Origin of the sequence: Lysobacter concretionis Ko07 = DSM 16239 (assembly GCF_000768345.1) — a bacterium.
Lineage (GTDB): Bacteria > Pseudomonadota > Gammaproteobacteria > Xanthomonadales > Xanthomonadaceae > Novilysobacter > Novilysobacter concretionis.
This window is the reverse complement of record NZ_AVPS01000004.1, coordinates 1-23,007: the sequence shown is the minus strand read 5'-3', so window position 1 is coordinate 23,007 and position 23,007 is coordinate 1. Positions and strand designations below refer to the sequence as shown.

The 23,007-nt window shown below is 67.7% G+C and carries 16 protein-coding genes; 11 read left to right on the top strand and 5 right to left on the bottom strand.

Translation table 11 applies throughout. The features are described from left to right. The first annotated feature begins 2 nt into the window (after positions 1-2). From N792_RS04680 to N792_RS04670, 3 genes are read left to right on the top strand one after another with little or no spacing between them, the layout of a single operon-like run. Complete coding sequence (locus tag N792_RS04680; RefSeq protein WP_036193084.1) at positions 3-1,061, top strand: quinone-dependent dihydroorotate dehydrogenase; 1,059 nt, start codon at positions 3-5, stop codon at positions 1,059-1,061. Further along, positions 1,058-2,098, top strand: coding sequence for a UDP-N-acetylmuramate dehydrogenase (murB, locus tag N792_RS04675; RefSeq protein ID WP_036193083.1), 1,041 nt, complete (start codon positions 1,058-1,060; stop codon positions 2,096-2,098). The genes N792_RS04680 and murB overlap by 4 nt, the downstream gene beginning before the upstream one ends. Beyond that, a complete protein-coding gene (locus tag N792_RS04670) occupies positions 2,092-3,033 on the top strand; it encodes a DMT family transporter (RefSeq protein WP_052103478.1) in 942 nt (313 codons plus the stop codon). The genes murB and N792_RS04670 overlap by 7 nt, the downstream gene beginning before the upstream one ends. Before the next feature lie 42 nt (positions 3,034-3,075). Here N792_RS04670 and N792_RS04665 read toward each other — a convergent pair whose 3' ends face one another. Together N792_RS04665 and ispG are read right to left on the bottom strand one after the other, a co-directional pair. Next, entirely contained in the window at positions 3,076-3,825 is a 750-nt protein-coding gene (locus tag N792_RS04665; protein ID WP_156969297.1) for a phosphatase PAP2 family protein, read from the bottom strand. An 82-nt stretch (positions 3,826-3,907) separates the two neighbouring features. Next, complete coding sequence (gene ispG / locus N792_RS04660) at positions 3,908-5,176, bottom strand: flavodoxin-dependent (E)-4-hydroxy-3-methylbut-2-enyl-diphosphate synthase (protein WP_036193081.1); 1,269 nt, start codon at positions 5,174-5,176, stop codon at positions 3,908-3,910. Positions 5,177-5,505: 329 nt separating this feature from the next. Here ispG and xseA point away from each other — a divergent pair, with 329 nt between their 5' ends. The 7 genes from xseA (at position 5,506) to N792_RS04625 (ending at position 14,055) form a co-directional block, all read left to right on the top strand. Further along, positions 5,506-6,843, top strand: coding sequence for an exodeoxyribonuclease VII large subunit (xseA, locus tag N792_RS04655; RefSeq protein ID WP_036193491.1), 1,338 nt, complete (start codon positions 5,506-5,508; stop codon positions 6,841-6,843). 98 nt (positions 6,844-6,941) lie between these two features. After that, on the top strand, positions 6,942-7,403 hold the full coding sequence (locus N792_RS04650) for a DUF4442 domain-containing protein (protein ID WP_036193080.1): 462 nt from the start codon (positions 6,942-6,944) through the stop codon (positions 7,401-7,403). A gap of 137 nt (positions 7,404-7,540) precedes the next feature. After that, the gene (locus N792_RS04645; RefSeq protein WP_036193079.1) at positions 7,541-9,511 is read left to right on the top strand and encodes a bifunctional serine/threonine-protein kinase/formylglycine-generating enzyme family protein; all 1,971 of its coding nucleotides are present in this window, start codon (positions 7,541-7,543) and stop codon (positions 9,509-9,511) included. A gap of 66 nt (positions 9,512-9,577) precedes the next feature. Beyond that, complete coding sequence (locus tag N792_RS04640; RefSeq protein WP_036193078.1) at positions 9,578-10,243, top strand: DUF502 domain-containing protein; 666 nt, start codon at positions 9,578-9,580, stop codon at positions 10,241-10,243. A 127-nt stretch (positions 10,244-10,370) separates the two neighbouring features. After that, positions 10,371-12,188, top strand: coding sequence for a DUF885 domain-containing protein (locus N792_RS04635; RefSeq protein WP_036193490.1), 1,818 nt, complete (start codon positions 10,371-10,373; stop codon positions 12,186-12,188). 140 nt (positions 12,189-12,328) lie between these two features. Further along, positions 12,329-13,330, top strand: coding sequence for a lipoyl synthase (gene lipA / locus N792_RS04630; protein WP_036193077.1), 1,002 nt, complete (start codon positions 12,329-12,331; stop codon positions 13,328-13,330). 110 nt (positions 13,331-13,440) lie between these two features. Further along, positions 13,441-14,055 (top strand): FmdE family protein, encoded by a 615-nt coding sequence (locus tag N792_RS04625; RefSeq protein ID WP_036193076.1) that lies wholly within the window; start codon positions 13,441-13,443, stop codon positions 14,053-14,055. A 57-nt stretch (positions 14,056-14,112) separates the two neighbouring features. Here N792_RS04625 and N792_RS04620 read toward each other — a convergent pair whose 3' ends face one another. From N792_RS04620 to N792_RS04610, 3 genes are all read right to left on the bottom strand, one after another. Next, positions 14,113-15,456: a DEAD/DEAH box helicase gene (locus N792_RS04620; RefSeq protein ID WP_036193074.1), complete on the bottom strand. Its 1,344-nt coding sequence runs from the start codon at positions 15,454-15,456 to the stop codon at positions 14,113-14,115. A gap of 499 nt (positions 15,457-15,955) precedes the next feature. Then, positions 15,956-19,576, bottom strand: coding sequence for an ABC transporter permease/M1 family aminopeptidase (locus N792_RS04615; protein ID WP_036193071.1), 3,621 nt, complete (start codon positions 19,574-19,576; stop codon positions 15,956-15,958). A gap of 13 nt (positions 19,577-19,589) precedes the next feature. Next, on the bottom strand, positions 19,590-20,504 hold the full coding sequence (locus tag N792_RS04610; RefSeq protein ID WP_036193070.1) for an ABC transporter ATP-binding protein: 915 nt from the start codon (positions 20,502-20,504) through the stop codon (positions 19,590-19,592). A gap of 246 nt (positions 20,505-20,750) precedes the next feature. Here N792_RS04610 and N792_RS04605 point away from each other — a divergent pair, with 246 nt between their 5' ends. Beyond that, the gene (locus N792_RS04605; protein ID WP_191150537.1) at positions 20,751-22,841 is read left to right on the top strand and encodes a M13 family metallopeptidase; all 2,091 of its coding nucleotides are present in this window, start codon (positions 20,751-20,753) and stop codon (positions 22,839-22,841) included. Positions 22,842-23,007 lie beyond the last annotated feature (166 nt).

The following is a 23,007-nucleotide window of genomic DNA, read 5'->3' as shown; positions in this document are numbered from 1 at the left end:
GCGTGTACCGACTGGCCCGTCCGCTGCTGTTCAACCTGGACGCCGAGCGCGCCCATGACCTGGGTCTGCGGGCGCTCGAGCTGGCCCATCGCAGCGGCGCGACCGCGATGCTGGGCAAGCCGCCCGAGCCGTTGCCGACCCGGGCCTTCGGGCTGGAATTTCCCAACCCGGTCGGACTGGCGGCCGGGCTGGACAAGAACGGCGAACACATCGACGCGCTGCTGGCGCTGGGGTTCGGTTTCGTCGAGATCGGCACCGTGACGCCGCGCCCGCAGGCGGGCAATCCGAAGCCGCGCATGTTCCGCCTGCCCGACCAGCAGGCGGTGATCAACCGGCTGGGATTCAACAATGCCGGCGTCGACGCACTGGTCCGCAACGTCGAGCGGGCCCAGCGCAAGGGCGGCCTGCTGGGCATCAACATCGGCAAGAACAAGGAAACGCCGAACGAGATCGCCGAAGGCGACTACATGTACTGCCTGTCGCGGGTCTACGAACTGGCGGACTACGTGACGGTGAACATCTCCTCGCCCAACACCGCCGGCCTGCGCGAGTTGCAGGAGGAGCAGGCACTGCGCCGGCTGGTCAGCATCCTGCGTGACGAGCAGGAGCGACTGGGGGCCAAGCACGGTCGCCGCATCCCGATGCTGGTCAAGATCGCGCCGGACCTGTCCGACCCCGACATCGAGGCCTGCGCGCGGGTGCTGAGCGAGCTCGAGGTCGATGGCGTGATCGCGACCAACACCACGGTGTCCCGGATCGCGGTCGAAGGCGTCCGTGGCGCGGAAGAAGCCGGTGGACTGTCCGGTCGCCCGCTGATGGGCCCGTCGACCACCGTGCTCAGGATGATGCGCACCCGCCTGCCCGAGTCGATTCCGCTGGTCGGGGTCGGCGGCATCCTCTCGGGTGCCGACGCGGTGACCAAGATGGCCGCCGGCGCCAGTCTGGTGCAGTGCTACTCCGGGCTGGTGTATCGCGGCCCCGCCCTGATACACGAATGCGTGGAGGCGATCCGCCGCCGCAAGTTCTCGCCCAGCCGTGGCCCGATGCCGCCGGTCGCATGAGCCAGGCCGTCCGCATCCTTCGCGACGTCGCGCTGCAATCCCGCAACACCCTTGGCGTAGGCGCGCGTGCCACCGTGCTGGCCGAAGTCACCGACGCCGCGGCATTGCCGGCACTGTTCGAGCGACCCGAATTTTCCGGCCAGCCGCCGCTGGTACTGGGTGGCGGCAGCAATGTGTTGTTCGTGGAGGATCCGCAGCGTCCGCTGCTGGTGCTCGCCGGACGGCAGACCCGCGTGGTGCGCAACGATGCCGATGGCACCATCCTCCGCGCCGATGCCGGCGTGCCGTGGCACGGCTTCGTCCTCGACGCCCTCGCCCGCGGCCATGCCGGACTGGAAAACCTGGCCCTGATTCCGGGCACGGTCGGCGCGGCACCGATCCAGAACATCGGCGCGTACGGCGTGGAAGTGCGCGAGTTCATCCACGCGGTGGAAGCGTTCGAGCCGGCCCGCGGGCAGTGGCACCGGCTCGACCGGGATGCCTGCGCGTTCGCCTACCGCGACAGCGTGTTCAAGCAGCAGCCGGACCGGTTCATCGTCACCGCGGTCGAGTTCGCACTGCGGCCGGAGTTCACGCCGCGGCTGGAATACGCCGGTATCGGCGAGGAGCTGGCGGCGATGGGCGTTGCCCACCCCACGCCCGGCGCCATCGCCGAGGCGGTGATCGCGATCCGTCGACGCAAGCTGCCCGACCCGGCCGTGATCGGCAACGCCGGCAGCTTCTTCAAGAACCCGATCGTGCCCACGCTGAAAGCCGAAGCGCTGTCGAGTGAACATGCCGCCCTGCCGGTGTTCCGTGGCGGTGATGACGACAGCCGCAAGCTCTCGGCCGCGTGGCTGATCGACGCCTGCGGCTGGAAGGGCCACCGCGATGGCGATGCCGGCGTCGCCGCCTCGCACGCGCTGGTGCTGGTCAACCACGGCGATGCCAGCGGGCGGCAACTGTTCGACCTGGCGCGGCGGATCGCCGGTTCGGTCCACGAGCGCTTCGGGGTCGCCCTGGAGCCGGAGCCGCGCATCATCGGAGCGTCATGGTGACCCCGGCAACCGGCAAGCCCGCGACCAAGCCCGCGATGTCGGTCCATACCCGCGCGGCACTGCTGATGCTTGGCAGTACCGGGTTCTTCGCCGTGATGGTCATCGCCATCCGGCTGGCCTCCGAGTCCCTGCACACCTTCGAGGTGGCGTTCTTCCGCAGCTTCTTCGGCATGCTGGCGGCCTTGCCGCTGCTGTACAAACACGGCCCCGGACTGCTGCGGACGCAACAGCTGCCGCGTTATTTCGTGCGCTGCTTGCTGGGCACGGCCTCGATGTTCTGCGGCTTCTGGGCGATCGGCAATCTGCCATTGGCGCAGGCCGTGTCGCTGTCGTATTCCACGCCGTTGTTCGTGACCATCGCGGCGGTGCTGTGGCTGGGCGAGCAGGTGCGCGTGCGACGCTGGAGCGCGGTCGTGCTGGGTTTCATCGGCGTGCTGATCATCGTCCGGCCCGGCACCGCGGAGTTCAGCGCGGGCACCCTGATCGCCATCTCCGCGGCGATCCTCAGCGGCATCGTGGCGATCCAGATCAAGCAGTTGTCCTACACCGAGCCGGCCGACCGCATCGTCATCCTGACCACCATCCTGTGGGTGCCGATGTCGCTGGTGCCGGCCCTGTTCGTCTGGGAATGGCCGCACGGCATCGTGTGGCTGTGGGTGGTCTGCGCCGGCGTACTGGGGACCGCCGGGCACATGCTGTGGACGCGCGCGCTGAAGCTTGGCGACGTCTCCGCGCTGACGCCGATCAGCTTCATGCAGCTGCCGATCGTGGCGGTGTTCGGGTTCTTCCTGTTCGGTGAGGACCTGGATCGCTGGACCGTGCTCGGCGCGGCGATCATCTTCATCGCCAACGGCTACATCGCCCACCGCGAGGCGCGGCTCGCTCGGCGTGCCGCCACCACCGCACCGACCACGGCGGTCAAGCCGGGCCAGTAGGTTCCAGGCGCCGCCAGCGGCACGCGTGCCGGCCAGCGACTTTCAGCCGCGCTGCCGGAGCCGGTATCGCCCCCGGAACACCGCCAGGAAACTGGCGGCCGTCCAGACACTGGCCACGGCCCATCCGGCGAGGATATCGGACGGGTAATGCACGCCCAGATAGACGCGTGAAAAGCCCACCAGCAACACGAACGCGGCCATCGCCACGATCACCGGCCAACGCCAGCGCGTGTGCCACGCCAGCAGGATCAGGACCACCGCCAGCGTGGCCGAGCCCATCGCGTGGCCGCTGGGGAAACTCCAGGTCGTCTCCGGCGCGATGGACTCCCACAACGCCGGCCGGTCACGCGCGAACACCTGCTTGGTGAGCACGTTCAACAGGCCGGAGCCGGCCAGCGCGAGGGTCGCGAAAGCCGCCACGCGCCATTGGCGACGGAGCAGCAGGAACATCACCAGCGCGATATCGAACGGTACAACGCCGTACAGGTAGCCGAGCTGGGACATCGCCACGAAGAAGCGGTCGAGCGCCGGGCTGCCCAACGCGCGGGCAAAATCCAGGATCGGCAGATCGAATGCGAACGAGCCGCCGGCGCGGACTCTCGTGGCCAGCGTCGCGAAGGCCCAGGACGGCGGCAGCAACGCCGCGACGACCAGCGCCAGTTGTCCACGATGCCTGCGCCACCAATCCGGCCAGCGCACTGTCTGCCGCCGCGAATGGGACCCCGACGCGGAACCGCTCGATGCAAACCCGGCCGGCGTTGGCGGGCCGGGTGGACCCACGGGTGGTGTCATCTCCGGAGACTTCGCCGCCGGATCGGGCAAGCCTGACCCGGGCACTCCCGACCCGGACGAACCGGGCTCAGATGAACTTGGCTCAGGCAATCCCGGCGCCGCCATAGTGGCGCTCGACGTAGCGGTCGATCAGGCCGACAAACTCGTCGGCGATATGTTCGCCGCGCAGGGTCACGGTTTTCTCGCCGTCCTCGAACACCGGCGCCGCCGGCGCCTCGCCGGTGCCCGGCAGCGAAATACCGATGTTGGCGTGGCGCGATTCGCCCGGGCCGTTGACGATGCAGCCCATCACCGCGAGGGTCAGGTTTTCCGCACCCGGATGGGTGACCTTCCATTCCGGCATCTTCGCCCGCACGTGCTCCTGGACCTTCTGTGCCAGCTCCTGGAAGAACGTGCTGGTGGTGCGCCCGCAGCCGGGGCACGCCGTCACCATCGGGGTGAACGCGCGCAGGCCCATCGTCTGCAGCAGTTCCTGCGCGACGATCACCTCGTTGTTGCGCGACTGGCCCGGCTCGGGGGTCAGCGAGATGCGGATCGTGTCGCCGATGCCCTCCTGCAGCAGCACGCCCAGCGCCGCGCTGGAGGCGACGATGCCCTTGCTGCCGATGCCGGCCTCGGTCAGGCCCAGATGCAGCGCGTAGTCGCCGCGGCGGGCCAGCTCGCGATAGACCGCGATCAGTTCCTGCACGCCGCTGACCTTCGCGCTGAGCACGATGCGCTCGGCCGGCAAGCCGATATCGACGGCGCGCTCGGCCGAGTCCAGCGCCGAGCGGATCAATGCCTCGCGCAGCACCCGGCCGGCGTCCCAGGGCTCGGCGCGCTGCGCGTTCTCGTCCATCAACTGCCGCGCCAGCGCCTGGTCCAGCGAGCCCCAGTTGGCGCCGATCCGGACCGGCTTGCCGTACTGGATCGCCAGCTCGATCAGGGTCGCGAACTGGCTGTCGCGCTTCTTGCCGAAACCGACGTTGCCGGGATTGATGCGGTACTTCGCCAGCGCCTCGGCCGCGGCGGGCTCGGCGGTCAGCAGCTGGTGGCCGTTGTAATGGAAGTCGCCGATCAGCGGGACGGCCGCGCCCATCATCGCCAGCTTGTCGCGGATCCGCGGCACGGCGGCGGCGGACTCGGCGTTGTTGACGGTGATGCGGACCAGTTCCGAACCCGCGCGCCACAATTCGGCGACCTGCTTGACGGTGCCGGCGATGTCGGCGGTGTCGGTGTTGGTCATCGACTGCACCACCACCGGCGCACCGCCGCCGACGGTGATCCCGCCGATCGTCACCGCGCGGGTGGAGCGGCGTGGCAGGGGGCCAAAGGCGGGGTTGGTGCAGGGGCTGGCGACGTCTCGGTTCATCCGCGCATTGTACCGCCGGGGCGGTACGGCTCACCCTTCTCCCGCTCGCGGGAGAAGGTGCCCGAAGGGCGGACGCCCCAAAGGAAGCACCCTTGGGGTGTGAGAGCAACGCGACCGCGGTTGCGACGCATGTGCCGCTTCGTCTTCCCTCACCCCAACCCTCTCCCGCAAGCGGGAGACGGAGAAAGACATGCGATGGCTCCCGCAGAACAGGCACTTTCTGCCCAGCGAAAAATCCGCCGACTCGAATGGCGCGGCAGCATCTTCCCGGCCGGCGTGACCGCCGGGAGACGCTGCGCTACCGTATCCAGCCGCCCCGCCGCGTTGCCATGACCCTCGACGATCCCAATCACGTCCTCACCCCGAGCCAGCTCAACACGCTGGCGCGCGACCTGCTGGAAGGGGCGTTCCCGCTGGTGTGGATCGAGGCCGAGCTGGGCAACGTGGCGCGGCCGTCGTCCGGGCATCTGTACTTCACCCTCAAGGACGCGCGCGCGCAGGTGCGGTGCGCGATGTTCAAGCCCAAGAGCAGCTGGCTGAAGTTCGTTCCGCGCGAGGGCATGCACGTGCTCGCGCGCGGACGGCTGACCCTGTACGAGGCGCGCGGCGAGTACCAGATGGTGCTCGACCACATGGAGGAAGCCGGCGAAGGCGCGCTGCGACGCGCGTTCGATGAACTCAAGGCGCGGCTGCAGGCCGAGGGGTTGTTCGACGACGCGCGCAAGCGGCCATTGCCGGCGCTGCCCTCGCGTATCGGGGTGATCACCTCGCCCAGCGGCGCCGCCGTGCGGGACGTGCTCAGCGTGCTTGCGCGCCGCTTCCCGCTGGTCGAGGCCGAGGTGTTGCCGGTGCCGGTGCAGGGCGCGACCGCCGCCGCCCAGATCACCCGCATGCTGCAGCGCGCGGCCGCCTCGAACCGCTACGACGTGCTGGTGCTGGCCCGCGGCGGCGGCTCGCTGGAAGACCTGTGGGCCTTCAACGACGAACATCTGGCCCGCGCGATCGCCGCCTGCGAGGTGCCCGTGGTGTCCGCGGTCGGCCACGAAACCGACTTCAGCCTGGCCGACTTCGCCGCCGACATCCGCGCGCCCACCCCGTCGGTTGCGGCCGAACTGCTGGTGCCCGACCGCGAAGACCTCGGTCGCCACGTGCGCGCCATCGGGGCCAGGCTGGTCAACCTGCAGACCCAGCACCTGCGCCAGGCGATGCAACGCGCCGACCGCGCCGCGTTGCGCCTCAATGCACTGCGCCCGCAAGCCCGGCTGGACCTGTTGCGCCGACGCCAGGCCGAGGCCTTGCGCCGGCTCGCGGCCGCGTGGCGGCAACGCCTCGGCCACGAACAGGCGCGGTTGCGCCACGCCGAAGCGATCCTGCGGATCTCCCACCCGCAACGCCGGATCGCCCGGCTGCGCGAACGCCTGGCCGCCATATCGCAACGCCCGCAAGCCGCCATTGCCCGGCGGCTGGGCAACGACGCCCTGGCCTTGCGCGGACTGGCGCGGTCGCTTGAAGCCATCAGCCCGCTGGCCACCGTCGCCCGCGGCTACGCGATCGTGCAGCACGAGGACGGCCGGCTGGTGCGCAGCGTGCTGGACGCCACCCCGGGCGACCGCCTGGATGTGCGACTGGCCGATGGCCGGCTGCAGGTGCGGGTGGAAACACGGTAGGCGATCCAGCCTCCGACGCATCGACTCCAACGCCCCGCACTTGAATATACGCTGCCGTATGGCAGGCTGTCGGGCCTCGTCCACACTCCCGGCCCCGCATGAAACCCAGCCTGCTCCGCCACGGCCTCAACCTGTGGCCACCGTTCCTGTTCAGCGGCGTCCACGTCCGCGACATCAGCGACGGCTACCGCCACGCCCACGTCGAACTGCGCATGCGGCCCTGGAACCGCAATTACGTCGGCACCCATTTCGGCGGCAGCCTGTTCGCGATGACCGACCCGTTCTGGATGCTGCTGGTGATGCAGTCGCTGGGCCGCGACTACATCGTCTGGGACCAGGCCGGCACGATCGAATTCGTCAAGCCCGGCCGCGGCACCGTGCATGCGCACTTTGCCGTGGATGACGCCGTCCTCGACGAGCTGCGCGACACCACTGCTACCGGCGACAAGGCGTTGCGCTGGTTCGACACACACATCACCGACAAGGCCGGCGAGGTCGTCGCCCGGGTCCGCAAGCAGTTGTATGTGCGCCGCAAGCGCCGGACACTCGCGGACGACTGACCAGCCCGCCAGTCCGGACCCCGGCTTTCCCCTTTCGGTTCACGCAGGCACGGACTCTCCCCGCTTTCACCCGCGGAGGGTATGCTCGCGATTCGCGACAGGGGGGCCGCGCGATGCCGCATTCGCCAGACAACGACATGACCACCGGACCACTGCCCGATATCCGGGGCTACCGGCTGCTGCGCGTCATCAACCATGGCGGCATGTCCACGGTGTATCTGGCCGAGCAGATCGCCCTGTCGCGCGAGGTCGCGATCAAGGTGATGGCGCCGCAGGCACTGTCGGACGAAGTGAGTCGCCGCCGGTTCGAGAACGAAGTCCGCACGATCGCCCGGCTGGAGCACCCCCACGTCGTGCGCATCCACGAGCTGGGCCGCACCGGCGACGGCCTGCCCTACTACGCGATGCCGTACCTCTCACGCGGCCATCTGGGCCAGCGCAGCTTCCAGAACGGGGATGGTCCCGACGAAGCCCGCGTGATCGAAACCCTGCGTGCGCTGCTGTCGGCGCTGGAGTACGCCCACGGCCGCGGCGTGGTGCATCGCGACGTCAAGGCCGAGAACGTGCTGTTCGACGATACCGAGCGGCCGTTGCTGGCGGATTTCGGCATCGCCCTGCGCCGTGGTTTCGGGCCGCGGGTGACCGCTGCCGGCCTGGCCGTCGGCAGTACCGCCTACATGGCGCCCGAGCAGGCGCGCGGCGAAGATGTCGACGGTCGCGCCGACCTGTACAGCCTCGGCGTGCTGGCGTGGGAAATGCTCGCCGGCCACCTGCCCTACGAAGCCGGTGATGCGTTGTCGATGGCGGTGATGCACGCGCAGGACCCGATCCCGAAGTTGCCGCCGCACCTGCGTCACTGGCAACGATTCATGAACCGCGCACTGGCCAAGCAGCCCGGCGAGCGGTTCCAGGATGTCGCCCAGATGAGCGCCATGCTGGATCAGGTCGAACGCCGCCGTCGCTGGCCGCGGATGGCGGCCTGGCGCGAGCGCATCGGCGGGCGCCTGGCCGGTGTTTCCGGACCGGTCTGGGCCGCCGCCAGCCTGGTCGTCGTGGCGACCACTGCCACGGCCTTCATCATTGGCGACAAGGGCCAGGACGGATTTTTCCGTGCCGACAGCACTCCGCCGGCGGCCGACACGACACCGTACGATCCGATCGCCGCGATGCTGCAGCCGCTGCCGGAAGCTCCCTTGCAGGTGGCTCTCGACAATGCGCGTCGACAGATCGGGCAGCGCAACCTCACCACGCCGGAAGGCGACAACGCCTACGCCAGCGTGCTGCGCGCCTGGCAGGTCGATCCCGGCAGCCACGAAGTCCAGCAGATGGTCGACGAACTCACCGGGGCGCTGGGCGGCGCACTGCTTGCCAACCTCCGCCAGGGCAAGGACGACCGCGCGACGGACTATGCGCGCCACGTGCAGCAACTCGGTCTTGAAACCGGCACCGACACGTCCGATGCCCAGAACCGCTTGCGCGCCGATATCGACAAGGCGCTGCAGGATCGCCTTGCCAAGGCAGCCGCCAGACCCGACCGCAAACAGGGGTTGGGCATCGCCGCCCTTGCCGGGCCGATGGGCCTGTCGCCCGAGGCCGCGCGGAAGCTGCAATCACGCGCGGCGGAAATCCCGGAGCGTGGTGCCGCCTCCACGACCCGCAGCACGGCCGACGTTGCCATCAGCCTCAAGCCGGTCAGCCGCGATGAGTTCTCCCGCTTCGCCACGGCCACCAACCGCAAGCCCGCGCTCTGCCGTGAACGCGCATCGCTGCTGCGGGTGCTGGCACGGCGCGACTGGCGCGACCCGGGCTTCAGCCAGGGCGATGGCGAGCCGGTGGTCTGCGTGTCGATGGTCGATGCGCAGGCCTATGCGCAGTGGTACAGCCAGCAGGCCGGGCATACCTACCGCCTGCCGACGCTCGCGGAATCCCGCCAGCGCGCGCCTGAAGTCAGCGGTCGCGAATTGTCGCTGTGGCAACTCGAATGCGGCGAAGGCTGCAAGGAGCGCAGGGTCGACGGCAGCTCGTGGCGCAGCGGAGACGCGCAGCGGGTGCTGGATGCGGGCCGCGGTTACGACGACGTCGGCTTCCGCCTGGTGCGCGAACGGTAGCGACCGCAGCGACCGCAACCAACGACACGACCGGCGCACGCCACCGGGGCCGCTTACAATCGCGCCATGCGAACCGTCCCCACCGTGCAACGCCTGTTTCTCACCGGCCTGTTGACCCTGCTGCCCCTGTGGCTGACCTGGGTCGTGGTCAAGTTCGTGTTCGTGCTTCTGTCCGACATCAGTCGACCGCTGACCGAACCGGTGCTGCAGAACCTCGCCAGCGGCGATCCCCGTGCCTGGGGGTGGCTGGTCGATCCGTGGGTGCAGACCGTGCTTGCGCTGGCGGCGACCCTGCTGGTGATCCTGGCGGCCGGGGTGATGGCGCACCGCGTGTTCGGCCAGCGGCTGCTGCGCTGGTTCGAGGCGCTGATCGGCCGCATCCCGTTCGCCAACACGATCTACGGCAGCGCGCGGCAACTGCTCAACATCCTGCAGACCAAGCCCGACGGCACCCAGCGCGTGGTGCTGATCGACTTCCCGCACGACCAGATGAAGTCGATCGGCTTCGTCACCCGGGTGTTGAAGGAGCAAGGCACCGGCCGCGAGCTGGCGGCGGTGTACGTGCCGACCACGCCGAACCCGACCTCCGGCTATCTGGAGATCGTGCCGGTCGAGAAGATCACCCCGACCGACTGGACCGTCGACCAGGCCATGAGCTTCATCATTTCCGGCGGTGCGGTGTCTCCGGAGTCGATCCCGTTCTCGCCCCCGGCCGCGCGCTCGTCGTCCTGAGCATCCACGCCTGCCTTCCCGCAGGCGCCACAGCCCGCATGGCCGGTGACCTTCGGCCATTGCAGCCGGTGCACGCAGCGGTGACGCTCGGGGTTCGCCCTGCCCTTTCCCACCGGAGACGATGACGATGAACCGACGCACTGCCGCCCGCCCGCTGCTCGCCCTGGCATTGGCCGCCGCCATCGCCGGGTGCGCCCCGTCTCCGGGCAACGGTTCGCAGGCGCCTGCCAACACGGAACAGGCCGTCGCCGACAAGGCCGCCCATCTCAACCAGCTGTATGCGCAGTACTGGGAGGAGATGCTCGAACGCAACCCCTTGGCCGCCACCTACCAGGGCGACGCGCGTTACAACGACCGGCTGCCAAACTTCCTGTCGCGCGAATTCCGCGACGAGTCGCACCGGTTCACCAGCGGCTGGCTGGAGAAAGTCGAAGCCGTCGGCGCGGAAGGGCTGGAAGGCCAGGACCTGCTGAGTTACCAGATCTTCGTCGACGACGCGCGTGACGAGCTCGCCGGGGAGAAATTCCCCGGCTGGATGCAGCCGATCAACCAGTTCTACAACATCGCCTCCACCTTCGTGCAGCTCGGTTCGGGCACCGGCGCGCAACCGTTCAAGACGGTCGAGGACTACGACAACTGGCGCAAGCGTGCCACCCAGGTGCCGGTGCTGTTCAACCAGGCGATCGCCAACATGGGCGAAGGCGTCCAGGCCGGCGTGGTGCAGCCGCGCGCGCTGATGGAAAAGGTCCTGCCGCAGCTGGATGCGCTGATCAAGGACAACCCGGAACAGACCCTGTTCTGGCGGCCGATCGAGACCATGCCCGACACGTTTTCCGACGCAGACAAACAGCGCATCACCGCCGACTACCGCGAGCTGATCGACACCACGCTGATGCCGGCCTATCGCCACCTGCGCGGATACATCGCCGACAACTACCTGCCGCACACGCGCGATACCGCCGGCATGGCCGACCTGCCCGACGGCGACGCCTGGTACGCCTTCCGCACCCACCGCTCGACCACCACCGACCTCACCCCCGCGCAGATCCACCAGATCGGCCTGGACGAGGTGGCGCGCATCCACGGCGAGATCCGCAAAGTGATGGCCGAGGTGGGGTTCAAGGGCTCGCTGCAGGAGTTCTTCACGTTCATGCAGACCGACCCGCGCTTCGAGTTCGCCTCCGAAGAGAAGCTGCTGGAGTTCTATCGCGGGCTGGAGGACAAGGTGAACGAGAAGGTTCCCGAGCTGTTCTCGCTGACGCCCAAGGCGCCGTTCGAGATCCGTCCGGTGGAGGCGTTCCGCGCCCAGTCGGCCGCCGGCGGTTCCTACATGACCCCCAGCGAGGACGGCACGCGTCCCGGCATCTTCTACGTCAACACCTACGACCTGCCGACCCGCAAGACCTGGGACGCCGAGGACCTGTTCCTGCACGAGGCCATTCCGGGCCACCATTTCCAGCTCGCGTTGCAGCAGGAACTCACCGGCCTGCCCGCGTTCCGCCGCTTCGGCGGGCAGACCGCCTACATCGAGGGCTGGGGCCTGTACGCCGAATCGCTGGGCAAGGACCTGGGACTCTATTCCGACCCGTACAGCCACTTCGGCTACCTGCAGAACGAGCTGTGGCGCGCGATCCGGCTGGTGGTCGACACCGGGCTGCACAGCAGGAACTGGACCCGCGAGCAGGTGATCGACTACATGCTCGACAACTCCGCCGAAAGCCGGACCCAGTCCGTCGCCGAGGCCGAGCGTTACATGGCGATCCCCGGCCAGGCGCTGGCGTACAAGATCGGCGAGCTGAAGATCCTGGAACTGCGCCGCAAGGCCGAGAAAGCATTGGGCGACCGCTTCGACGTGCGCGAATTCCACGCCGAGGTACTGAAGGACGGCTCGGTGCCGCTGAACGTGCTGGAAGACAAGATCGACCGCTGGATCGCCGCCAAGTAGGCAACCGCGCACGGCCGCCTTTCTCCACGAAGCAAGGCGGCCGACGCGGGGTGACGGTATGGCGCGTTGATGCAGGTCAGGGCGCGATGCCGGCCGCGCCCGCAGACTTGGCCTTTTCCGACGGAAGAGGCGCGTGCGGCATGAATTCCTCCGATGATCCGGCAGCCGGGCTGCGTGTTCCCAGCGGCGGCAAGTACGTCACCCCGGAAGGCACCCGCGCGGTCAAGGATGGCCTGCGTCCGCACGCCGACAGCGGTGCGCCCGACGCCGCGCCACGCAAGCCGGCCTGGCTGAAAGCGAAGTTGCCCGCCGGTGCGCGTTTCGAGGAAGTGCGCGACATCGTGCGCGAGCACCGCCTGCACACCGTCTGCGCCGAATCCAAATGCCCCAACATCGCCGAGTGCTGGGGACGCGGCACCGCCACCTTGATGTTGATGGGCTCGGTCTGCACGCGGGCCTGCAAGTTCTGCGCGGTCAGCACCGGCAATCCGCACGGCTGGCTCGACCCCGAAGAACCGCAGAACGTCGCCGAGGCCGTCGCCCTGATGGGACTGAAGTACGTGGTGCTGACCTCGGTCGACCGCGATGACCTGGTCGACGGCGGTGCCGGCCACTACGCCGCCTGCATCCGCGCGATCCACCAGCGCAGTCCGGCGGCCGCCGTGGAGGCGCTGACGCCCGACTTCGCCGGCAATCTCAAGGACGTCGCCACCGTGCTCGACGCGGGCCTGGTGACGTACGCACAGAATCTGGAAACGGTCGAACGGCTGACCCACCGGGTCCGCGATCCCCGCGCCGGCTACACCCAGACCCTGGACGTGCTGGCGTTCGCCAAGCGCCACGCGCCCGACACGCTGACCAAGACCAGCCTCATGCTCGGGCTCGGCGAGACCGATGTGGAGATCGATCGCACGCTGGACGACCTGCGCGCCGCCCACGTGGACATCGTGACCCTGGGCCAGTACCTGCGCCCGAGCGAGCATCACCTGCCGGTCGAGCGCTTCGTCACCCCCGACGAGTTCCACGACCTGCGCGAACGGGCACTGGCGAAGGGATTCGTGGAAGTCGTGGCCGGGCCGATGGTGCGATCCAGCTACCGCGCCGAGCGGGTGCTGGAGCGCAACAACCTCGGGCTGGGGTGAAATGCGCAGGCTTGCGGCCCGCCCCCTCCTGCGTCCGCTTGATCCATGTCAGTACCGGCATCGCCTCACTCTCTTAGCGTATCGATAGTCATTCACATCCAGGTGCAGCCGTGAACTTCCCCCCGTTCTACGATCAGGCCCCCGTCGTGGCCACCCACGATGCCTTGGCCGAACTGCTGGGAGCCAGCGAAGGCGGCCTGCTGGAATACCGGTACGCCGATGCCGTCCTTGTCGCCGGCCATTCCTGCCCGACGGTCGCGGGCGCATTCCTGATGGCGCGCGCCGCGATGGCGGCGCTGTATCCCGACGGCCCGGCCGAGCGCGGCAACATCCGGGTCGAAATGCCCGCGCCCGCCCACCATGGCACCACCGGTGTGATCGCCCAGGTGCTGACGCTGCTGACCGGCGCGGCCGCCGACAACGGATTCCAGGGAATCGCCGGACGCCATGCACGCAACGGCCTGTTGGTGTTCGCCGGCCGGCCCGGGGCCGACGAGGTGATCTTCCGGCGTATCGACACCGGCGCCGCGGTGGCGGTGCAACTGGATGTGTCCGGCGTACCGGGTCACCCGCAGACGCGGAGTTTGCTGGGCGCGATCCTGCAGGACCAGGCCGACGACCAGCAGCGTGCGGCCTTTGCCGCGGGCTGGCAGGAGCGGGTCGAGAAACTGCTGCTCCAATACGCAAACGACCCGGAGGTCATCCGGGTCGCTCACTTGAACTGACGCATGCCCGGCGACGGAATGGCATCCGTCGCCGACAGGATTCGACCGCGCCTTGAATCAGGCGATGGAGCCGTCCCGGAACGAGCCGCGACCGCCGCCACGGCCGGCCGGCGCCCCCGCGCGCTGACGCTGCCCGGCATGGGCATGACGCGGCGCCGGCTGGCCGTGCGGACGCGCACCGCCGCGCGGAGCATTGTTGCGCGGCGGACGGCCCGCACCGGCGTTGTTGCGCGGGTTCGGGATCGCCACGTCGAGGCGGATCGGACGGCTGGGCTCGTAGCCCGGCACCACCACCATCTCCACATCCTTCTTCAGCACGTGCTGGATCTGGCGCAGCAGGCCGCCTTCATCGTGCGAGACCAGCGACAGCGCTTCACCGGTCGATCCGTTGCGACCGGTGCGGCCGATCCGGTGCACATAGTCCTCGGCCACCATCGGCAGGTCGAAGTTGATCACCAGCGGCAGATCAGGAATGTCCAGACCGCGCGCGGCGACGTCGGTGGCGACCAGCACGCGGGCGCGGTTGCCCTTGAAGTCGCGCAGGGCTTTCTGACGCTGCGCCTGGCTCTTGTTGCCGTGGATCGCGACCGAACGCAGGCCGGCGGCATCCAGTTGTTCGACCAGCCGGTTGCAGCCGTGCTTGGTGCGACCGAACACCAGCACCTGGTCAGCCGGGCGCTTGGCGATGATTTCGATCAGCAGGTCGCGTTTGCGGCCGGCATCGACCGGGTGTGCGACGTGGCTGATGGTCTGGGCGATGGTGTTGTTGGCGGCGACCTGGACCTGCTTCGGATCGCGCATGAACTGCAGCGCGAGCTGCTTGAGCTGGCTTTCGAAGGTGGCCGAGAACAGCAGCGTCTGCCGCTGCGCCGGCACGCGGCCGAGGATGCGCTTGATCGCGGGCAGGAAGCCCATGTCGAGCATGCGGTCGGCCTCGTCGAGCACCAGCACCTCGATCTCGTCGAGCTTGACCGTGCCGCGCTCCATGTGGTCGATCAGCCGGCCCGGGGTGGCCACCAGCACGTCCACGCCGCGACGCAGGGTCTCGACCTGCGGGCCCATGCCCGCGCCGCCGAAGATCGCGCAGAAGTTCATCCGCAGGTGCTTGGCGTAGCCGCGCAGGCTGTCATTGACCTGCACCGCCAGCTCGCGAGTCGGCACCAGGATCAGTGCGCGCGGCTTGCGCGACGCGTTCGGCGCGGTCTGCTTGGACAGGCGGTTGAGCAACGGCAGGCCGAACGCGGCGGTCTTGCCGGTACCGGTCTGGGCGCCGCCCAGCAGATCGTGGCCGGCCAATACCAGCGGGATCGCCTGGACCTGGATCGGGGTCGGCGAGGTGTAACCCTGTTCGGAAAGCGCACGCAGCAACGCAGGCGCAAGGCCGAGGGATTCAAAAGTCATGTTGTAACTCCGAGTAGATAAAAAACCGCATGCAAATGCGGCAAGACCCGGAGCGTTCCCTGAAACCGCGCTGCGAGTATTCAATGTGACGGTGCCGGATGCTCCGGACCGTGTCGGCGCGACGAAAGACGTGCGGGATAACGTCGTATCGGCCACTCCGGCAGAAGCTGCGGGAGCTCGATCAACAAGGGTCATCAACCCTGTGATCCGACCAGTTACGACAGGCAACCTGGGAAACGTGGCCCTTGCGGGCAGGCAGCCGTGCGCTGAACAGGCGAATCCTACGTGAAACCGGCCGCGTACGCCAGCGCGACCCGAGGTTCGTTCATATCCGCGACGAAGTCCGCATCGTCGATGCAGCGACGCTTTTGTCCGACTGGACTTCCTTGGTCTTAGAAGCGATGTCAGTCGCGAACCTGCGAATGCTGAAAGTGAAGTACAGGTCGCGACTCACGTCGCTCCTACAGGGAGCGACGTGAGGACGTGAGATTGCACAAAGCTAGAGCGATATCCGCTTGCGGTTGTCTCCCGAGACCCGGTCGATCAGTTTGTTGTACGGATCGAAGCCGACTTCGTACGGCGCCTCGTCCACCACCACGGTCAGCGTCGGGGCGTCTTCCGTGACGTGGTGGCGCTGCAGGTACAGCACCTTCTCGTCAGCCTCCTTGCCGGACGGGCCACGCGCGAACACGCCGACCTCGATCCAGTCATCCAGCGGCGCCACGGTTTCCTCGCCCTTGCCGTCGGCGTAGCGCTTGGCCGCATGCAGCTTCAGGGTCACCTCGTACTTGCCGTCGTCACGCTTGCGCGCGGCCACGGACTCGACCCGGTTGTCGTAGAAGGTGATGTTCTCGAACAGGTCGGTGATCAGTTGCTGGTTGTCGGACCCGGCCTCGGCGCGGATATAGCCCAGCAGTTCGGCCGAGGTCGTGAACGGCGCGTGCTGGTAGCCCTTGTCGTGGACGAACTTCGACAAAGCCCGGTTGAGTGCCTCCTCACCCATCTCCTCGCGCAGGCGGTAGAACGCCAGCGAACCCTTGCGGTAGTGGATGTATTGCTGGTTCTCGACCCGGTACAGCGGCAGTTCCTCGATCATCTCGCTGCCGCGGCTGGACAGGTAACGGTCCAGTTCGTACTTGAGGAAGCGGCGCATCTTGTCGCGACCGTATTCGTGTTCCATCACCATCAGCGCGGAGTACTGCGCCAGTGATTCGCTGAGCATGGTGGCGCCCTGCACGTTCGCGCCGATCACCTGGTGCGCCCACCACTGGTGCGCGATCTCGTGCGCGGTGACATAGAACACGTAGTCGATCGCCTCCTGGTCACGCAGGTCGGCAATGAAGCCGATCGACTCGGAGTACGGGATGGTGCCGGCAAACGCCTGGGCGAAACTGCTGTAGCCAGGGAACTCGAGGATGCGCACCTGCTGGTGCTGGTACGGGCTGAAGTTGGCCTCGTAGTAGGCCAGCGACTTCTGCACCGACTCGATCATGCGATCGACGTTGTAGGGATGCTTGGCGTCGTAATACACCTCGATCGGGATCTCGTCCGCCGTACCTGCCTTGTAGGCGCCCTTCTTCACTTGCCAGCGCGCCGACAGGGTGGCGTGGAAGTTCAGCATCGGCCGCTGCATGGTGTAGTCGAAGCAACGCCGGCCATCGCGCTGGTGCTCCTTCTGCAACAGGCCCGGGGCGAGCGCGATCTGGTCCGGCGCCGTGCACACCGTGGTCTTGAAGGCGATCCAGTCCCCGTCGTCACCGATGTAGGTGTTGGCCCGCGCGGCCTCGTCCTCCAGCTTGGGCATGCGCGGCGATTCCGGCATGCCGCGCTTGCGGCGCTCGTTGCGGTCGGCGATCTGGAAACCCTCGTTGTAGCCGAAACCAGGCAGCATCCGCGAGTTGATGAAGCTGCCGTTCTCCACCAGTTCGGTCGCTGCCGTCTCGTTGCCGAAACCTTCTTGTCCGAACTCGACATCGAAGCTCAACTCACGCTGCTCGCCCGGCTGCATCGGCTCGGCCAGACGGTAGATGCGGTAATTGACCGGCTCGTCGTTGCTGACCAGTTCCGCCTCGCCGAACGCCAGCGCATGCAGCCGCGTATACGGATACAGCTGGATGTGGATGTCGTTGATGGCCGTCGCGTGCGGATTGTTGATGGTGTAGCTGCCGCGGATGCGCACGCGCTGATCTTCCGGGCGCAGGTCGACCTGCGTGCTGACGGCGCTGATGCGCGGCTGCGGCAGGTCCTTGTACGGGAGGTACTGCTCCTCGTAACGCTGCTGGCGGTCCTGGACAGCGTCGCCGGCGACGTACTCGTTGCGCACGTTGGTGTTCCAGAAGATGAAGCCGCCCATCAACGCGAACACCATCAGGCTCGCCGCCAGCGCAAGCCCATGACCGCTCGTCAACCGTTGGCGTGCCAGCTTGAAGCGCTCACGCCGGCTCGGCGACACCCCGCGCACCCAGAACGCAGCCGCGACCAGCAGCAACGCCAGCAGGCACACGCCCCAGTACGCCTGGAACCACAAGCGCGCGGGCAGGAAATGGCCGTAGCCGTTCATGTCCGAATACGGCGCCGCCGGCGCACTGCCGTAGTTGTAGAGGTTGTGGTCGAAGTCGAGGTAGCCCAGCGTGCCCTGCACCACCAGCCAGGCGATCAGCAGGCCGTAACCGATGAACTTGTTGTTGCTCAGCACTTGCAACACCAGCGCGAGGCCGGCAATCAGCACGAACGGTATCGAATCCAGCAGCGACGCCTTGAGGTACAACGCAGGCTCCAAGGCGGTAAAACCCTTGGCCAGTTGCATCGCCATCGCAGCCAGGGCGCCGACCGCCTGGAACACCAGCACCACCAGCACCAGCGCCGCCATCTTCGCCGCCAGCGGCACCCAGTTGGGCACCGGCAAGGCGTCGGTCACCTCGTCGATCTTCGCCCCGCGCTCCTTCCACACCAGCTCGCCGGCGTAGAACATCACGATGATCAGCAGCATGAAGGTGAAGCTGCCCTGCAGGGCCTGCAGCATCAGCGAGGTGACCGGGTAGACCTTGGTGCCGAACATGCTCTGCACGACGCTGGCACTGCCGTCGAAGTTGGCCACCGCCAGCGCCAGCATGATCAGGAACGGCACGCTCTTGAACACGCCGACGCTGTCGAATCGCCACTGGCGCAGGAACTGCGACCACGCCACCGATGCGCCGCTGGCCGGCAGCACGCGCGGCGCGATCATCGAACCCGGGCGCGCGGTCACAACCGGTGCGGCGTCGCCAGCACGACGACGGGCACGACGCGCCGACCAGCCGGCAAACCAGCCCTTGCCCGTCCCGGTCCGCTGCGGTTTGAACAACGCAAACGTCGCCGTCACCAGACCCAACGCGATCACCACCCACAACGCACGGTTGGCGAGCAGGTAGCCGGTCACCGCCGGCAACTGGGTGTTGTTCTCCGCTGCCGACCAGTAGCGCACGATGCGCCGGAACGCGGTGATGCCGAACGGATCGAGCAGCGTCGCCAGCCAGACGTTGTCCAGATCGGCGGTGAGCCGGCCCGACATCACGTACAGCACGAAGAAGCCGATCACACCCAGGTACACCGCCAGCAGGCTGCGCGTGGTCACCGCCAGCAGCGCCAGCAACGCGCCGGTGAACAGCAGGTTCGGCAGCACCAGCACGCCGAAACCCCACACGTACGGCGCCAGCGAGAACGCGCCCAGCCGCTCGGGGTCGACCCACGGCATCAGCGGGCCGAGCATCAGGCCCAGCGCGACCATCAGGTAGACCACGCAGCACGCCACCAGCGCGGCGGCAAAGCGGCCGATCAGGAAATCGCGCTTGCGCATCGGGCTGGAGAAGAACAGGTCGGCAGTGCCCAGCTCGAAATCGCGCAGCAAAGCGCCACTGATGAAGCTGACGATCACCAGCAGGCCGAGCACGGTGAAGATGCCCAGGAAGGTGATGATCACCGTCGGTGCATTGCGGTGGATGTTGCCGACCGCGCTGCCGATCTGGATCGCGTCGCTGCTGGCCGCGCCGAACGCGAACAGGCCGAACATCAGCGCCATCAGCCACAGCAACGGCGCGCGCAACTGCTGCTTCAGCTCGAAGCGGAAGAATTCAAGAATCATGTCGTCGCCCCGCTCAGGCCGCTGCGGCTCGTGGTGCAGCCTGCCGGGCCTGCTGGCGCAGGCGCTGGAAGTAGACGTCCTCCAGATCCGGCGCGACCTGCTCGAAACCTTCCTCCGGGCGTTCGCCGGCGAACACGTGGATCACCGGATGGCCCGCCACCAGCCGGGTCGACAGCACCGTGTGGCGGCTTTCGTACCCGGCCAACGCCGCCTTGGTCACCTGCTTGCGCCACACCTGGTTGCGCAGCGCTTCGATCGCCGCGTTCGGCTCGCCGGTCAGCAGCACCTGACCCTTGTTCATGATCGCCATCGTCGGGCACAGGTCGGTCACGTCCTCGACGATATGGGTGGACAGGATCACCGCGACGTTCTCGCCGATCTCCGCCAGCAGGTTGAGGAAACGGTTGCGCTCCTCCGGATCCAGACCCGCGGTGGGCTCGTCGACGATCACCAGTCGCGGGCTGCCCAGCAGCGCCTGGGCGATGCCGAAGCGCTGGCGCATGCCGCCCGAGTAGGTCCCCAGCTTGCGCTTGCGCGCGTCCCACAGATTGACCTGCTGCAGCAGGCCATCGACCACCTCGCGGCGCTGCTTGCGCGCGGTCAGGCCCTTGAGCACCGCGAAGTGCTCCAGCAGATCCTCCGCGCTGACCTTCGGGTACACGCCGAAATCCTGCGGCAGGTAACCGAGCTGCCGGCGCACCGTGTCCTTGTCACGCAGCACGTCGATCGGCTGGCCGTCCTCGCCCTGCAGCACCGCGCTGCCGCTGTCGGCCTCCTGCAGGGTCGCCAGCGTGCGCATCAACGAGGACTTGCCGGCGCCGTTGGGACCGAGCAGGCCGAACATCCCGCGCGGGATATCCAGGCTGATGTTGTCGAGCGCGCGCACGCCGTTGGCGTAGGTCTTGCCGAGATCGCGGATGGTGAGCATGGATGTCCCCTGAAGTGACCGGGCCGGTATCAGCGGGCCGGAGTGACCGTCGTCACGATCCTAAACGCTGCGCCAACCGCCAACATGGGCAAAACGTCACCCGTGACCGAATGCCCATGCCTTTGTACTCATGACCTTCGACACCGCCGACCCGTGGCGCTGTTGTCTATGGTGAATGGCTTTCCATGCGTCGGCGCCCCGTTCGGGGCCGCCGTTTCCACCGCCTGACCACCCGGAGTCCACGTGATCCTGAAGCAACCCAAATCTCTCCTGTTGTCGCTCGCCGTGACCCTCGCCCTCGCAGGTTGCGGCGGTTCGGACACCACCAACCCATTGATCAACGGCAGCGGCGCGACCGCGCTGACGCTCGACGAAAGCAAACTGCTGCCGGTCAACCGCTTCTCGCAGGACGATATCGATGCCGGCGTGGACGCCTGCGTCGCGTTCGGCGATCACGTCAACGGCAAGTGGCTGGCCGCCAACGACATCCCCGGCGACCGCACTTCGTGGGGATCGTTCGAGGTGCTGACCGAACGCTCCATCGAAATCCAGCGCCAGCTCGCCGAGCAGGCCGCCGCGATGGACGCCGCCAACGGCGTGGAGAAGATCGTGGGTGACCTGTGGGCGACCGGTCTGGACGAGGCCGCGATCAACGCGCAGGGCATCGCTCCGATCCAGCCGCAACTGGACGCCATCGCCGCGATCGACACCCCGCAAGCCCTGGCCGATTACCTGCACCGCAGTGCGTCGACCGGCAACAACCTGCTGTTCCGCTTCTACGCGGGTCCCGACTTCAAGGACTCGTCGATGAACATCGCCTACGCCAGCCAGGGCGGCCTGGGCCTGCCCGACAAGACCTACTACTTCGACGCCGCCTACCGGGACAAGCTCGCCGCCTACGAGGCGCACATCGCCAAGGTGCTGGAGTTGTCCGGTGTCGACCCCGCGCAGGCGGCCGACCAGGCCAGACACGTGATCGCGTTCGAGACCCGTCTGGCGGACGCATCCAAGTCCCGCGTGGAAATGTCGCGCGACGCCGAGCTGCGCTACAACCCGGTCTCGCTGGCCGATGCCGAGAAGATCGCACCCGCGTTCGGCTGGTCGAAGTTCTTCGAGGCCCAGGGCGTGGCCGCGCCGACGATGTTCTCGCTCGCCATCCCGGCCTTCCATGCGGAAGTCGGCAGGATGATCGGCGACGTGCCGCTGGCGCAGTGGCAGAGCTACCTGCGCTTCCGCACCGTCGACAACGCCGCGGCATACCTGTCGGACGAGTTCGTGCAGCAGGATTACGACTTCTACGCCAAAACCCTGCGCGGCCAGAAGGAACTCAAGGAGCGCGGCAAGCGCGTGCTCGACGCCATCAACGGCCTGGCCGGTGAGGCGCTGGGCCAGATGTATGTCCAGGTCGCCTTCCCGGCCGAGTCCAAGGCCCGCATGGAAGAACTGGTCGACAACCTGCGCGCGGCGCTGAAGACCCGCATCGAGAACCTCGCCTGGATGGGCGACGACACCAAGAAGAAGGCGCTGGAGAAATGGGCCAGCTTCACGCCCAAGATCGGCTACCCCGACCAGTGGCGCGACTGGAGCGGACTGGAAACCGGCCGCGACAGCTACCTCGCCAACCTGCGTGCCGCCAACGAGTTCAACTACAAGTGGAACGTCGGCAGGATCGGCCAGCCGGTGGACCGCAGCGAGTGGGGCATGAGCCCGCAGACCGTCAACGCGTACTACCGTTCCAGCGCCAACGAGATCGTGTTCCCGGCCGCGATCCTGCAGCCGCCGTTCTTCGATCCCGAAGCCTCCGACGACGTTAACTACGGCGGCATCGGCGCGGTGATCGGCCACGAGATGATCCACGGCTACGACGACCAGGGCAGCCGTTTCGGGCCGACCGGCAACTTCGAGAACTGGTGGACCGAGGCCGACGCCGCCGGCTTCAAGAAGCTCACCGACCAGCTGATCGCCCAGTTCAACGGCTACGAAGCCGCACCGGGCCAGCACGTCAACGGCAAGCTGACGTTGGGCGAGAACATCGCCGACCTCGGCGGCCTGGCGGTCGCCTTCGACGCGATGAAGGCCGCCACCGCGGACAGCGAGGACCCGATGACCGGCGGCATGAGCCGTGACCAGCGCTTCTTCGCCAACTGGGCCACCGTCTGGCGCCGCAACTTCACCGACGAGGAGCTCAAGGTCCGGCTGGCCACCGACTCGCACGCGCCGGCGAACTTCCGCGCCATCGCCGCCCCGTCCAACCTGCCGGCCTTCGCCGCGGCGTATTCGTGCACGCCGGGCCAGCCGATGGTGCGCACCGGCGGCGAGCAGATCGTGATCTGGTAATGCGCTGATTCAACTCCAGTGTTTTCTGGAGAGCAATGACGTGGAACGACAGGGCCCGGATCACCATCCGGGCCCTTTTTTTGGTTCTTCTCCCATTCGAGGGGCTGGGCGCCAGCATCTGCTGGGTGGGCGGGGCGACGGGAGCGAATGCCCTTGTGTGCGAATG

Bases quoted from the DNA above. Each gene is read 5' to 3' on its own strand.
- N792_RS04640 (WP_036193078.1), top strand. From the start codon at position 9,578: ATGCGAACCGTCCCCACCGTGCAACGCCTGTTTCTCACCGGCCTGTTG.
- xseA (WP_036193491.1), top strand. From the start codon at position 5,506: ATGACCCTCGACGATCCCAATCACGTCCTCACCCCGAGCCAGCTCAAC.
- N792_RS04615 (WP_036193071.1), bottom strand. From the start codon at position 19,576: ATGATTCTTGAATTCTTCCGCTTCGAGCTGAAGCAGCAGTTGCGCGCG.
- N792_RS04645 (WP_036193079.1), top strand. From the start codon at position 7,541: ATGACCACCGGACCACTGCCCGATATCCGGGGCTACCGGCTGCTGCGC.
- N792_RS04620 (WP_036193074.1), bottom strand. From the start codon at position 15,456: ATGACTTTTGAATCCCTCGGCCTTGCGCCTGCGTTGCTGCGTGCGCTT.
- N792_RS04665 (WP_156969297.1), bottom strand. From the start codon at position 3,825: ATGACACCACCCGTGGGTCCACCCGGCCCGCCAACGCCGGCCGGGTTT.
- N792_RS04610 (WP_036193070.1), bottom strand. From the start codon at position 20,504: ATGCTCACCATCCGCGATCTCGGCAAGACCTACGCCAACGGCGTGCGC.
- N792_RS04635 (WP_036193490.1), top strand. From the start codon at position 10,371: ATGAACCGACGCACTGCCGCCCGCCCGCTGCTCGCCCTGGCATTGGCC.
- lipA (WP_036193077.1), top strand. From the start codon at position 12,329: ATGAATTCCTCCGATGATCCGGCAGCCGGGCTGCGTGTTCCCAGCGGC.
- N792_RS04650 (WP_036193080.1), top strand. From the start codon at position 6,942: ATGAAACCCAGCCTGCTCCGCCACGGCCTCAACCTGTGGCCACCGTTC.
- murB (WP_036193083.1), top strand. From the start codon at position 1,058: ATGAGCCAGGCCGTCCGCATCCTTCGCGACGTCGCGCTGCAATCCCGC.
- N792_RS04670 (WP_052103478.1), top strand. From the start codon at position 2,092: ATGGTGACCCCGGCAACCGGCAAGCCCGCGACCAAGCCCGCGATGTCG.
- ispG (WP_036193081.1), bottom strand. From the start codon at position 5,176: ATGAACCGAGACGTCGCCAGCCCCTGCACCAACCCCGCCTTTGGCCCC.